General features: G+C 70.4%; 14 protein-coding genes and 1 pseudogene. 8 read left to right on the top strand and 7 right to left on the bottom strand.

Features of this window, described 5'->3' with window-relative positions; translation table 11 throughout:
• Position 1: 1 nt before the first annotated feature.
• Entirely contained in the window at positions 2-769 is a 768-nt protein-coding gene (locus GPY60_RS20095; RefSeq protein WP_156689454.1) for a lysophospholipid acyltransferase family protein, read from the bottom strand.
• A 109-nt stretch (positions 770-878) separates the two neighbouring features.
• Between GPY60_RS20095 and GPY60_RS20090 the strand changes: the two genes are divergently transcribed.
• Both GPY60_RS20090 and GPY60_RS20085 read left to right on the top strand, forming a co-directional pair.
• Positions 879-2,429: an MBL fold metallo-hydrolase gene (locus tag GPY60_RS20090; RefSeq protein ID WP_156689453.1), complete on the top strand. Its 1,551-nt coding sequence runs from the start codon at positions 879-881 to the stop codon at positions 2,427-2,429.
• A complete protein-coding gene (locus GPY60_RS20085; protein ID WP_156689452.1) occupies positions 2,426-2,761 on the top strand; it encodes a hypothetical protein in 336 nt (111 codons plus the stop codon). The genes GPY60_RS20090 and GPY60_RS20085 overlap by 4 nt, the downstream gene beginning before the upstream one ends.
• A 96-nt stretch (positions 2,762-2,857) precedes the next feature.
• Here GPY60_RS20085 and GPY60_RS20080 read toward each other — a convergent pair whose 3' ends face one another.
• Complete coding sequence (locus GPY60_RS20080) at positions 2,858-4,414, bottom strand: phytoene desaturase family protein (protein ID WP_156689451.1); 1,557 nt, start codon at positions 4,412-4,414, stop codon at positions 2,858-2,860.
• A 57-nt stretch (positions 4,415-4,471) separates the two neighbouring features.
• Positions 4,472-5,107, bottom strand: a complete 636-nt coding sequence (locus GPY60_RS20075; RefSeq protein ID WP_156689472.1) for a TetR/AcrR family transcriptional regulator — start codon at positions 5,105-5,107, stop codon at positions 4,472-4,474.
• 71 nt (positions 5,108-5,178) lie between these two features.
• Between GPY60_RS20075 and GPY60_RS20070 the strand changes: the two genes are divergently transcribed.
• A complete protein-coding gene (locus tag GPY60_RS20070; protein WP_156689450.1) occupies positions 5,179-5,667 on the top strand; it encodes a DUF2834 domain-containing protein in 489 nt (162 codons plus the stop codon).
• Here GPY60_RS20070 and GPY60_RS20065 read toward each other — a convergent pair.
• Positions 5,664-6,038: a winged helix-turn-helix transcriptional regulator gene (locus GPY60_RS20065; RefSeq protein ID WP_156689449.1), complete on the bottom strand. Its 375-nt coding sequence runs from the start codon at positions 6,036-6,038 to the stop codon at positions 5,664-5,666. The two genes, GPY60_RS20070 and GPY60_RS20065, sit on opposite strands and share 4 nt — an antisense overlap.
• A gap of 58 nt (positions 6,039-6,096) precedes the next feature.
• On the opposite strand from GPY60_RS20065, the gene GPY60_RS20060 reads away from it, so the two are divergent.
• Positions 6,097-6,615: a carboxymuconolactone decarboxylase family protein gene (locus GPY60_RS20060; protein ID WP_197283756.1), complete on the top strand. Its 519-nt coding sequence runs from the start codon at positions 6,097-6,099 to the stop codon at positions 6,613-6,615.
• Positions 6,616-6,637: 22 nt separating this feature from the next.
• On the opposite strand, the gene serS is transcribed toward GPY60_RS20060, so the two are convergent.
• On the bottom strand, positions 6,638-7,894 hold the full coding sequence (gene serS, locus GPY60_RS20055) for a serine--tRNA ligase (RefSeq protein WP_156689448.1): 1,257 nt from the start codon (positions 7,892-7,894) through the stop codon (positions 6,638-6,640).
• A gap of 83 nt (positions 7,895-7,977) precedes the next feature.
• Here serS and GPY60_RS20050 point away from each other — a divergent pair, with 83 nt between their 5' ends.
• The 3 genes and pseudogenes from GPY60_RS20050 (at position 7,978) to GPY60_RS20040 (ending at position 9,922) form a co-directional block, all read left to right on the top strand.
• Complete coding sequence (locus GPY60_RS20050; protein WP_370462774.1) at positions 7,978-9,300, top strand: septum formation family protein; 1,323 nt, start codon at positions 7,978-7,980, stop codon at positions 9,298-9,300.
• 4 nt (positions 9,301-9,304) lie between these two features.
• Positions 9,305-9,731: pseudogene (locus tag GPY60_RS20045) on the top strand (metallopeptidase family protein).
• Positions 9,728-9,922 carry a hypothetical protein gene (locus GPY60_RS20040; protein WP_156689445.1) on the top strand — a complete coding sequence of 65 codons (195 nt, stop codon included), beginning with the start codon at positions 9,728-9,730 and terminating at the stop codon, positions 9,920-9,922. Before GPY60_RS20045 ends, GPY60_RS20040 begins: the two are co-directional and overlap by 4 nt.
• Before the next feature lie 7 nt (positions 9,923-9,929).
• Here the strand turns inward: GPY60_RS20040 and GPY60_RS20035 are convergent, their stop codons facing one another.
• Both GPY60_RS20035 and pheA read right to left on the bottom strand, forming a co-directional pair.
• Positions 9,930-10,616, bottom strand: coding sequence for a histidine phosphatase family protein (locus GPY60_RS20035; protein WP_156689444.1), 687 nt, complete (start codon positions 10,614-10,616; stop codon positions 9,930-9,932).
• Positions 10,613-11,548, bottom strand: coding sequence for a prephenate dehydratase (pheA, locus tag GPY60_RS20030; RefSeq protein ID WP_156689443.1), 936 nt, complete (start codon positions 11,546-11,548; stop codon positions 10,613-10,615). The genes GPY60_RS20035 and pheA overlap by 4 nt, the downstream gene beginning before the upstream one ends.
• A 92-nt stretch (positions 11,549-11,640) precedes the next feature.
• Here pheA and GPY60_RS20025 point away from each other — a divergent pair, with 92 nt between their 5' ends.
• The gene (locus tag GPY60_RS20025; RefSeq protein ID WP_231639743.1) at positions 11,641-12,429 is read left to right on the top strand and encodes a DUF2470 domain-containing protein; all 789 of its coding nucleotides are present in this window, start codon (positions 11,641-11,643) and stop codon (positions 12,427-12,429) included.
• Positions 12,430-12,668 lie beyond the last annotated feature (239 nt).

The following is a 12,668-nucleotide window of genomic DNA, read 5'->3' as shown; positions in this document are numbered from 1 at the left end:
CCTACTCCGGCGGCCCCGCGGACTGGGCGCGGCGCGCCGCCCGGGCGGCCGCCTCCTCCGCGTCCATGCGGGCCGCCTCGGCCAGCGACGGGGCGCCGCCGCCCAGCCGGCGCGGCACCCAGAACTCGCCGGCGGGGTGCGGCCCGTAGATTGCCTGCGCCTCTTCCAGCAGGTGCTGCATGCGCGAGTGCAGCAGCGTGTTCAGTTCCGCGGTGCCGAGCGTCGGCGGGATCGGTTCGCCGACGAGCACCACGACCGGCACCTTGGGGCGGAACAGCTTCTTCGGGTGGCCCTTGGTCCAGATCCGCTGCGCGCCCCAGACGATCACCGGAACGATCGGCACGCCGGCCTCGACGGCCATGCGCGCGGCGCCGGACTTGAACTCCTTGATCTCGAAGCTGCGGCTGATCGTGGCCTCGGGGTAGACGCCCACCAGCTCACCGTCCTTGAGGTTGCGGACCGCCTCCTCGTACGACGCGGCGCCGTCCTGCCGGTTCACGGAGATGTGGCGCAGGCTGCGCATGATCGGCCCCGTGAGCTTGCTGTCGAACACCTCCTGCTTGGCCATGAACCGGACCTTGCGGCCCAGCCCCTGCTCGTAGGCGGGCAGGCCCGCGAAGGTGAAGTCCAGGTAGCCGGTGTGGTTGATCGCGATGACGGCGCCACCGCTCTTCGGCAGGTTCTCGACGCCCGCAACAGTGATCCGCAGACCCTGTATGCGCCAGACCAGGCGGGCGAGCTGAATGACAGTCCCGTATACCGGTTCCACAACCGATCAGCCTAGTGCTCCCGGCTGTGAGCCATCCCCCGGCGACCCCTGCCGCACGCTAAGCTCGTGGGCTACAGGCCCTTACACGCAACGGCGCCGAAAGGTATTTGTGCAGGTCACCAGCGTCGGCCACGCCGGATTTCTCATCGAGACCCACGCGGGCAGCATCCTCTGCGACCCCTGGGTCAATCCCGCCTACTTCGCGTCCTGGTTCCCGTTCCCGGACAACAGCGGCCTGGACTGGGACGCCCTGGGCGCCTGCGACTACCTGTACGTCTCGCACCTCCACAAGGACCACTTCGACCCGAAGAACCTGGCCGAGCACGTCAACAAGGACGCGGTGGTGTTGCTGCCGGACTTCCCCGTCCCGGACCTGCGCAACGAGCTGCAGAAGCTCGGGTTCCACCGGTTCTTCGAGACGACCAACTCCGTCAAGCACCGCCTCAGCGGCCCCAAGGGCGACCTCGACGTCATGGTGATCGCGCTGCGCGCACCCGCCGACGGCCCGATCGGCGACTCGGCGCTGGCCGTGTCCGACGGCGTTACAACGGTTTTCAACATGAATGACGCCCGCCCGGTGGACCTGGACGTGCTGGCGACGGAGTTCGGCCATGTCGACGTGCACATGCTGCAGTACTCCGGGGCCATCTGGTATCCGATGGTCTACGACATGCCGGCCCGCGCCAAGCAGTCGTTCGGCATCCAGAAGCGGCAGCGGCAGATGGACCGCGCCCGCCAGTACATCGCCCAGGTCGGGGCGACGTGGGTGATCCCGTCGGCGGGTCCGCCGTGCTTTTTGGATCCCGAGTTACGCGACCTCAACGACGACCACGGCGACCCGGCGAACATCTTCCCCGACCAGGTGGTGTTCCTCGATCAGATGCGGCGCAACGGGCACGACGGCGGCCTGCTGATGATGCCGGGGTCCACCGCGGCGTTGACCGGTTCGACGCTCGAATCGCTCACCCACCCGCTCCCCGATGACGAGGTGGAGGCCATCTTCACCACCGGCAAGACGGCCTACATCGCCGACTACGCCGAGCGGATGGCGCCCGTCATCGCCGCGGAGCGGGCCGGCTGGGCCCCCGCTGAGGGTGAACCGCTGCTCGAGCCGCTGCGCGCCCTGTTCGAGCCGGTCATGCTGGCCAGCAACGAGATCTGCGACGGCATCGGCTACCCCGTCGAACTGGTGCTCGGTCCGGAGTCGGTGATCCTCGACTTCCCGAAAAGGACCGTGCGGGAGCGGGTTCCGGACGAGAAGGTCCGCTATGGCTTCGCCATCGCGCCGGAGTTGGTGCGAACCGTGCTGCGCGACCGCGAACCCGACTGGGTGAACACGATTTTCCTGTCCACCCGTTTCCGGGCCTGGCGCGTCGGCGGCTACAACGAGTACCTGTACACGTTCTTCAAGTGCCTCACCGACGAGCGCATCGCCTACGCCGACGGCTGGTTCGCCGAGACCCACGACGACACGGCGTCGATCACGATGGACGGCTGGCAGCTGCAGCGCCGCTGCCCGCACCTCAAGGCGGACCTCTCGAAATTCGGTGTGATCGAGGGCAATACGCTCACCTGCAACCTGCACGGCTGGCAGTGGCGGCTCGACGACGGCCACTGCCTCACCGCGCGGGGCCACCCGCTGCGGAGCTCGCGGGAATGACCGGCTCTTCTTACGACGATGGCCTGGTTCAGCTCGACCGCGAGGCGATCACCCTGCGCCGCTACCACTTTCCGTCGGGCACGTCGAAGGTCATCGCGCTGGATGCGGTGCAGGGCTACAAGACCGAGCCGCTGGGCCTCTTCATGCAGCGGTTGCGCATCTGGGGCAGCAGCGACTTTCGCCGCTGGCTCCCGCTGGACGTGGGCCGGCCGTTGAAGTCGACGCTGATCACCCTGGACGTGCCGGGCACCTGGCCCAGCCCCGCGTTCACCCCGGCCCGCCCGGACGAGTTCACCGCGCTGCTCGACGAGCTGCTCAGCCGTCGCGGGTAGGACGCCTCACCTTTCTCGGCGCCGAACGTGCATTCCATGTGCATTCTCCGCGCGATTTCTCGCGCTGAGTGCACGTTCGGCGAAGGGTCGGGAGCGTCAGAGCCCCTCGAGGGCCGCGCGGGCGGCGTTGTAACCCGGAATGAACGTGATCCCCGGGCCTCCGTGGCAGCCGGCACTGCCCAGGTACAGCCCCTTGATCGGAATGGGCTGGCCGACAAAACCTTTCGGCCCGGGCCGGTTGGGCCCGATCTGGTCGGCGTTGAGCAGGCCGTGGCAGTAGTCGCCGCCGGGCGCCCCGAACATCACCCCCATGTGCTTGGGCGTGAAGGTGGTGTGCCGGATGATGCTGCGCTCGAAGTTGGGCGCGAGGCGGGTGATCTTGTCGATCACGCGCTGCCCCATCTCGACCTTCGACCGGCCGTAGTCCGCGCCGCCCTCGATCGGGAACCACAGCGCGAACGCCGACGCGGCGTGCTTGCCCGGCGGCGCCAGGTCCGGGTCGTTCTGCGACGGGATCTGAAGCACCACCGTGGGATCCGCCGGGACGATCCCGCGCCGGCAATCCTCCCACTGCTGCTGCACCTCCTCCGGCGTGCAGAACAACCCGAGCGACGCCTGCATTGCGGGGTCGTTGAGCGCCTCGTAGGGCGCGGCGAATTCCGGCGCCTCCTCCAGCGCGAAGTGCATCTGCAGGTAGCTGCCGCGGTGGTCGGTCCCCGCGTAGCGCTGGCGGGTGTCGGCGGGCAGGGCCGCGGAGTCGACCAGTTCGTTGAGCGTCACGTCCGGCGCGATCCCGGAGACGACGATCGGCGCGGTGATGGTGTCGCCGCCCTCGGTGCGGACCCCGGTCACCCGCCCGTCCGCGACGACGATCTCGGTCACCTTGGTGCGCAAGCGGATCTCGCCGCCGTGGCGCTCCAGCAGTTCGCCGAGGTGCGACGTGAGCGCGCCGATGCCGCCGCGCAGCTTCTTCATCTGCATCGTGTCGCCGTCGGGCACGCCCAGCCCGAACGCGAGCGCCGCCGCGCTGCCCGGCGTGGACGGGCCGCGGTACAGCGTGTTGACCGCCAGCACGGTCATCGAGCCGCGCAGCGCGGCGTGCTTCTCGCGGTCGGGCAGGTAGCGGTCCAGCACGTCGGTGACCGAGCCGAACAGCATGTCGTCGATCGCCGAGCGCTCGAATTCGTTTGTGGCGCAGGCATACATCTCGTCGAAAGTCTTCGGCGGCGTGCCCGCCTCGAACCGGCCCAGCGCCCGGGTGGGCGCCTGGCTCCAGGCCATCAGCCCCGCCATCCCGTTGACGGCGTCCGACCCGTGCACCTCGTTGAGGTGGGTGAAGAGCTTGATCGGGTCGCTGTACTGGACCAGCGGGTCGTCGCCGACGCCGCGCAGCGCCACCGACATCACGTCGAGGTCGATGGTCGGCAGGGTGTCGAGGCCGAGCTCGTTCACCACCACGGCGGCGGTCGGGAACTGCACCGAGCCGGCGATCTCGAACCGGTAGCCGTCGAACAGCTCCACCGTGGAGGCCATGCCACCCGCGTAGAGCTTGGTGTCCAGGCACAGGGTCCGCAGCCCCGCCTTCTGCAGCAGCACCGCCGCGGCCAGCCCGTTGTGCCCGGCGCCCACCACGATCGCGTCGAAATCAGTCATGTTCCTGCCCTCCACGAGTCCCGAAGGGAGGCTGGCACGGACGCCAAGTTTTGTCAATTATGACGAAACTTGAATGTCCGGGCCTGGGACCCAGGCATCGGTGATGCCCGCCCGCAACGATTCCAGCGCCGCATGAGACATGCGCGCCAGCTCCCCGAGCGACCGGTCCTCGCCGAGCATCCAGAACTCCATCGCGCCGAACACCGCGGCCGCGATGCACCGCGCCGTCACCGCCGCATGCAGTCGTGCGTCGGGTGTCTCCCCCGCCGCGCAGCTACGCCGGTGCAGTTGCGCCTCGATGGCGCCGGCGAAATCGGACTGGACCTCCTGGATGTGGCGGGCGATGCGGCCGTGGTCCAGGTCGCCGCCGCGCAGTGCGGCGATTTTGGTGACGGCCTCCACGTCATAGGGGAACGCGAAGATGGCCGACTGCACGGAGTCGATGATCGGTTCGTCGGCCGGGCGGGCGTCCAGCGCCGTGCGAAACCAGTGCAACCCGGTGTAGTCGGCAAACAACAGATCGTGCTTGGAGCTGAAGTGGCGGTAGAACGTCCGCAGCGACACTCCGGCGTCCGCCGCGATCTGTTCGGCCGACGTCTCCTCGACCCCCTGACCCAGGAAGCGCACCGCGGCGGCCTGGATCAACGCCTCCCGGGTGCGCTCGCTGCGCGCCGTCTGCGCGGGCCTGACCATGGCGATAAGGTACCGCACCGCCGGTATTGTCAATATTGACAAAACTTTCCGACGGGGGTCAGACTGCGCGCATGGTCTCGCTACTCGTGCACGCGGTTCTCGGGCTCACCGTCATCGGCTGGATCGTCGCCTCGAATCAGAAGGTCTTCGCCCGCCCGGCCCAGGGGCCGCTGTTCTCCCCCCTCGAAATCGTGTACTACGTCGTCGGCATCGCCTCGGTTGCGCTCGGCTGGTACTTCAACATCACCTTCGTGAAGGAGTACTCGCACGGGTCCACCAATCCGCTCTGGGGCGAACACGGCAGCTGGGCCGAGTACATCCGGCTGATGTTCACCAACCCGGCGGCCAGCTCGGCCAGCCAGGACTACACGATCGCGAATGTCGTTCTGCTGCCGCTGTTCACGATCGTCGACGGCTACCGCCGAGCGCTGCGGCACCCGTGGCTGTACTTCGTGTCGAGCCTGTTCACGAGTTTCGCGTTCGCGTTCGCCTTCTACTTCGCGACCATGGAACGGCAGCGCCGGCACCAACTGGCCGCACGCGAGACGGTCGACGCCTAGCCCTCGGCGCGGGTTGTCCGCGCCCAGCGACGCGCCCACCGCTCCAAGGGATCCAGCGCCTCGCCGAGGGATCGGCCCTGCTCGCTCAGTTCGTAGCACTGGTCGTCGCGCTGAACGATCAGGCCCGCGTCGGTCAGTTCGCCCAGGCGGTCGTAGAGAACGCTCGGCGACATGCCGTCGCACCGCGCCCGCAAGGTCCGCGCGCCGAGCGGCCCCTCGCGAAGCTCCCACAAGATCCGCAACGACCATCGGCGACCGAGCAGGTCGAGCGCGGCCATGATCGGTCGCCCGGTGGTCGACCCGCGCACCGGACGCCCGGGCCGGGCCGCCGGTTGACGTTTCGAATTCCGTAACGTAGGTTCAGCGTCCATGGTTACGGAAAGCGTAACGCCTCGCATCGGCGCCCTCGAACCACCCTACGAAGCCGCCGTGGCGGCGCAGCTGGAGAAGATGATGCCGCCGGGTGTCCCGCCCATCGCGCTCTTCCGCACCTTTGCGCGCAACATGCCCATGGCCACGGCCATGACGCTCTGGGGCAGCTACGAACTGAGCCGCGCGCTGTCGCTCTCCTTCCGCGACCGCGAGATCGTCATCGACCGAACCTGCGCCCGCTGCGGCTGCGAGTACGAGTGGGGCGTGCACATCGCCTTCTTCGCCGAGAAGGCAAACCTCGATCGCGCGCAGATCCGCTCGCTGACCCACGGCAACGCCGGCGACCCCTGCTGGCCGGCCGAACGCGACCGCCTGCTCATCAACGCGGTCGACGCGCTGTTCGACCGCAACGACATCGACGACGCCCTGTGGGCGGAGCTGCGTGACGAGTTCGACGACCGCGAAATCCTCGACCTCACGATGTTGTGCGGTTGGTATCACGCGATCAGCTTCACCGCGCGCGCCGCCCGCGTCCCCCTGGAGGCCGGCAGCCCGACCTTCGCCGACGTCGCCTAGGGCGTATCGGCGGAGGGAGCGCCTATGCGGGCTCCAGCACCTCCGTGCCCACGAACGGCACCAGCGCGTCGGGAACCCGCACGCTGCCGTCGGGCCGCTGGTGGTTCTCGAGGATCGCGACCAGCCACCGCGTGGTGCCCAGCGTCCCGTTGAGGGTGGCCGCGGTCTGCGGCTTGCCGTTCGCGTCGCGGTACCGCGTCGAGAGCCGCCGCGCCTGGAACGTCGTGCAGTTCGACGTCGACGTCAGCTCCCGGTAGGCGCCCTGCGTCGGCACCCAGGCCTCGCAGTCGAACTTGCGGGCGGCCGACGAGCCGAGATCGCCCGCGGCAACGTCGATCACGCGGTACGGCACCTCGATGCGGGCCAGCATCTCGCGCTGCCAGCCCAGCAGCCGGTGGTGTTCGGCCTCGGCGTCGTCGGGCATGCAGTAGACGAACCCCTCGACCTTGTCGAACTGGTGCACCCGGATGATGCCGCGGGTGTCCTTGCCGTAGCTGCCGGCCTCCCGGCGGAAGCACGAGGACCAGCCGGCGTACCGCAGCGGCCCGCGGGACAGGTCGAGGATCTCGTCGGCGTGGTAGCCGGCCAGCGGCACCTCCGAGGTGCCGACCAGGTAGAGGTCGTCGGCCTCCACCCGGTACACCTCGTCGGCGTGCGCGCCCAGGAATCCGGTGCCGGCCATCACCTCGGGGCGCACGAGCACCGGCGGGATCATCGGGATGAAGCCGTTCTCGACGGCCAGCCCCAGCGCCAGCTGCAGCAGTCCAAGCTGCAGCAGGGCGCCCCGACCGGTCAGGAAGTAGAACCGCGAGCCGGACACCTTGGCGCCGCGCTGCATGTCGATGAGACCCAGCGACTCGCCCAGCTCGAGGTGGTCCCTCGGGTTGTCCAGGTGGGGGGGTTCGCCGACCACGTCGAGCACGCGGAAGTCGTCCTCGCCGCCGGCGGGCACCCCGTCGACGATCACGTTGGAGATGGCCATGTGCGCGGCCGTGAACGCGGCCTCGGCGTCGGCCTGGGCGCCCTCGGCGGCCTTCACCTGCTCGGCCAGCTCCTTCGCGCGGGCCAGCCTGGCCGGGCGCTCCTCGGGCGACGCCGCCCCGACGGCCTTGCTGGCCGCCTTCTGCTCGCCGCGCAGCGTGTCGGCGGACGAAATCGCGGCCCGGCGGGCGGCGTCGGCCTCCAGCAGGGCGTCTACCAGTGCCGGGTCCTCGCCGCGGCTTTGTTGGGAGCGGCGGACGGCATCGGGGTCTTCCCGGAGCAGCTTCAGGTCGATCACGGCCCTGAGACTACCGGCGATCCCAGAACGCACTTTGGCAACAATTTTCACCGGCCTCTGCTGGCCCTGCCATGATGGAGGCGATGACCCAAGCGCCCGAGAAGGAAGCTTCCGACGCCCCGCCCGACGAGCACGCGGGCGCGACGTCGGCCGCCTTCCGCTGGCCCCAGGGCTTCCAGGCCCGGGCCACGAGGCGGGCCCTGCTTCTCACCGCTCTGGGCGCGCTGCTGATCGCCGGGCTGGTCACCGCGATCCCGGTGGGCGGCAGCGGCCCCGGCCGGTTGGCCGGCTACCTCGACAGCAACCCGGTGCCCACCACCGGCACCAAGAGCGACGCCGCCTTCAACCGTGCCAACGGCGGTGACTGCCTGATGTGGCCGGACACCACACCCGAGTCGGCCAGCATCGTCAAATGCGCCGACAGTCACAAGTTCGAGGTCGCCGAATCCATCGACATGCGGACCTTCCCCGGCTCCGAGTACGGGCCCAACGCCGCGCCCCCGTCGCCGGCCCGGATCCAACAGATCACCCAGGAGCAGTGCGAGGCCGCCGTGCGCACCTACCTGGGACCGAAGTTCGACCCCAACAGCAAGTTCACCGTCAGCCTGCTATGGCCGGGTGACCGCGCGTGGCGACAATCGGGGGACCGCCGCATGCTGTGCGGGCTGCAGCTGCCCGGGACCAACAACCAGCAGGAGGCCTTCAAGGGCAAGGTCGCCGACATCGACCAGTCCAAGGTGTGGCCGGCCGGCACCTGCCTGGGCATCGACCCGACCACCAACCAGCCGATCGACGTCCCGGTCGACTGCGCGGCGCCGCACGCGATGGAGGTGACGGGGACGGTGAACCTGGCCGGGAGGTTCCCGGGCGCCCTGCCGTCGGAGCCCGACCAGGACGGCTTCATCAAGGACGCGTGCACCAAGATGACGGACGCTTACCTGGCGCCGGTCAAGCTGCGCACGACGACGTTGACGCTGATCTACCCGACCGTCCAGCTGGCCAGCTGGACCGCCGGTAGCCGTCAGGTCGCCTGCAGTATCGGCGCCACGCTGGGCAACGGCGGGTGGGCCACACTGCTGGGCAGCGCCAAGGGGCAACTGCTGATCAACGGACAATCGCCCGTGCCGCCGCCCGACATCCCCGAGGAGCGGCTCACGCTGCCGCCGATCCCGGTGCAGGTGCCGGCGCAATCCCCGGCCCAGGCGCCGACCAACCAGCAGCCCGGCAACCAACAACCCGACGCCATCCCGCCGAACAACCAGCACCTGCCCGGGCAGCAGTCCATAGGCACGGCTCCCCAATCGCAGGCGCCCGCGCCGCAGAACCCCGCGCCGCAGAACCCCCCGCCGGACGGCGGCGCGCCGCCCCAGGACGCCAACCAGCCCGCTCCCCCGCCGGGAACCTAGCCGGATGCCGGTGCGGATGGACCCGCAGCGCTTCGACGAGCTGGTCTCCGATGCGCTCGACCTGATCCCGCCGGAGCTGGCGGCCGCGATGGACAACGTGGTCGTCCTCGTCGAGGACCGCCACCCGCAGGACGCCGAACTGCTCGGCCTCTACGAGGGGGTCGCGCTCACCGAGCGGGACTCCGAATACTCCGGGCACCTGCCGGACGCCATCACGATCTACCGCGAAGCGCTGCTGGACATCTGCGACTCCGACGCGGACGTCGTCGAGGAGGTCGCGGTGACGGTGATCCACGAGATCGCCCACCACTTCGGCATCGACGACGACCGCCTGGAGGAACTCGGCTGGTCGTGACGGGCCCGACAAATCGATGCGGCGCGGGCGCGGCATCCCGGATTTGTCCCCGCCCGGTGTTATGAACGGCGTATGAGCGCCGACTGCCGTGAGTGCCGAGCGGGCCTGGATCACTGCCACGGCACCCTGATTTGCCACTCCCTGCTCCGGTGGGAATGCACCGAGCCGGATTGCGCCAGTCCCGAGCTGGTGGCGCACACGTTCGTCATCGACTGCGACGCCGTGGGCTGCGGCTGCTGCGCCGAATCGGTGCCTCTGGCCGTCTGACCGGCGCTCAGCCCATCGGGTCGGTGCCCGAGCGCACCGCGTCCACCACGGGGCTTGCGGACGCCTTGGGGTAGAACGGCGGCGTCAGCGATCCCCACCGCACGCAACTCCACCGCCCGTCGGTGACCGGCGCCAATACCACCGACTCCGCGTTGTCGAGATGGTTGTCCAGCGCGAAGTTGCCGTCGACCCCGGCCAGAATCGCGGCCGCCAGCCGGATCGCCGCGCCGTGGCTGACGACGACGATGTCGCCGGTCCAGTCGGCGTCGTCGAGGTAGCGCACGCGCAGTTCGGTGAGAACCGGAACGTAGCGGTGCAGGACGTCGCTGCCGGTCTCGCCCCCGGGCAGCGAGAGGTTCAGTTCTCCCCGATGCCACCGCTCGTAGACGGCGTTGAACTCCGCGACGGCCTCGTCGTCGCAGCGGTCCTCGAGCGCCCCCACCTGGACTTCGTGGATGCCGTCGACCTGGACCGTGGCCACGTCGAGTTCCGAACCGATCACCGCGGCGGTCTGCGATGCGCGGGTGGCCACCGAGTGCGCCAGCATCGCCGGCGGCCCCGCGGCCCGCGCGAACGCCCGCGCCTGGTCGCGGCCCAGCGGCGTCAGCTCCGCGCCGGGCGGCCGGGTGTCGAGCCTGCGCTCGACGTTGCCGTACGACTGGCCGTGCCGCAGCAACACCAGGTGCCCGCTCACGGCTGCAGCCCCTGCTCGGGCTTGCCGTCGCGCAACTGCGCCAGCCAGCGTGACGCCTCGTCCGCCGGCGGGGGCGGCACCCCGACGGGCGAGCCCGTCGGCCAGGAACCCAGGTATCGCACATCGGCACAACGTCGGTGCAGCGCCTTGAGTGCCTCGGCGACGGCGCCGTCGTCGATGTGGCCGACGCAGTCGGCGAAGAACAGGTAGGTGCCGAGCCCGGTGCGCGTCGGCCTGGACTCGATCCGGGTCAGATCGATGCCGCGGATGCCGAACTCCGCGAGCGCCGCCACCAGCGCCCCGGGGGTGTTGTCGATCCGCAGCACCACCGACGTGCGGTCCGTCCCGGTGCGCGGCGGTGGCGGTCCGGGCGGCCCGATCAGCACGAACCGGGTGCGCGCGTTGGGCTCGTCGACGACGCCGTCGGCCAGGACCGACAGCCCCCACCGGGTGGCGGCCAGCGGCGACGTCACCGCGGCGTCGGCGAGGCCGTCCGCGGCCTGCCGCGCCGCGTCGGCGTTGGAGTACGCGGGGCGCAGCTCCACATCCGGCAGGTTGACCGCCAGCCACCCCCGCACCTGGGCCATCGCCACCGGGAACGCCGCCAGCGTGCGCACCTCCCCGGCGAGGCCCGGCCGCACGACGATGCTGAACGCCACGTCCAGCGCCGTCTCGGCGAACACCTGCAGGGGCGGGCCGATCGCCAGGCTGTCCAGGGTGGGCGTCACCGACCCGTCGATCGAGTTCTCGATCGGGACGCACGCGTAGTCGGCCTCTCCGGCGCGCACGGCATCCAGGGCCGCCGGAGTGCTGTCCTTCGGGAGGCGGTGCGCGTCCGGGTCGCGCTCGGGAACCAACCCGGCGGCGGTGATCTGGTGCAGCGCGGCCTCGGTGAAGGTTCCCTCGGGGCCGAGGAAGGCGATGCGGATCACTCCCCAACCCTAATGGCGTGCCGCGCGCGCCACCTCTTGCGCCACTCCCGAGGCCTGAGTTAACTTAGCCTTGCCTAACTAGAGGAGGAATGGTGCTTCCACTGACAGACGCGGCGCCCACGACGGCCGAGCGCATCCGCAGCGCCTGCGCCCGCGCCGGCGGCGCGTTGCTGGCGCTGGACAACGGGGCGGTACGCCGAGACACGGTGGCGACACCCCTGCACCACCTGCTCGACGACGGATCCTTCGCACTAGCCGTCCCCACCGACCGCGCCCCGGGACCGCAGGAATCGCTGGCGCTGCTCGAGCTGACCGACTTCGCACCCTTGCCGCTGCGCGAACCGGTCCGCTCGCTGGTCTGGGCGCGGGGCCGCCTGCGGGAGGTGCCGCCGAACGACGTCTCGCCGACGCTGGACCGGATCGCCGGCGAGTGTCCCGATCCCGTCTTGCTGCAGGTGGAGACCCCGCGGTCCGCCTTCCGCGACGACGAGCGCCGCTACCGCCTGCTGCGCCTCGAGGTCGTGTCTGTGGTCGCCGCGGACGCCGGCGGCGCCGAGGCCGTCGACGTGGCGGACCTGCTGGCCGCGCGGCCCGACCCCTTCTGCGAGGTCGAGACGACTCTGCTGCGGCACCTGGACACCGCCCACCCCGACGTGATCGCGCGGCTGGTGTCGAGGCTGCCGGCGACGATGCGCGGTGGGCGGGTCCGCCCGCTGGGGATCGACCGCTACGGCATCCGGTTCCGCGTCGAGCGCGGCGACGGCGACCGCGACATCCGGCTGTCCTTCCACCGGCCGGTGAGCGACATGGCCGGGCTGCGCCAGGCCGTCCGCGTCCTGATGGGCTGCCCCTTCCTCAACGGGTTGCACGCCCGGCGGTAAGCGATGCCATAAGTTATCGGGGTGGACGGCGACCGCTCACCGGGGCGTCGAAAGCCGATGGGACCGCCCGCGCGACCGCCCGGCGGGCGCCGGGAGCCCTCGCAGGTGATCCGTCGGGTGCCGCCCGCAGCCGCCCCACCGATGCCCCCTGCAGTGGCACGACCGATGGGACCGCGCGGCGCCGCGGGCGCCGGCGGTCCCATCGGTCGTGCCACTGCAGGGGGCATCGGTGGGGCGGC

The sequence above is a fragment of the Mycobacterium sp. Marseille-P9652 genome, from assembly GCF_902652685.1.
Taxonomy (GTDB): Bacteria; Actinomycetota; Actinomycetes; order Mycobacteriales; family Mycobacteriaceae; genus Mycobacterium.
This window is presented reverse-complemented; position numbering and strand designations above follow the sequence as displayed.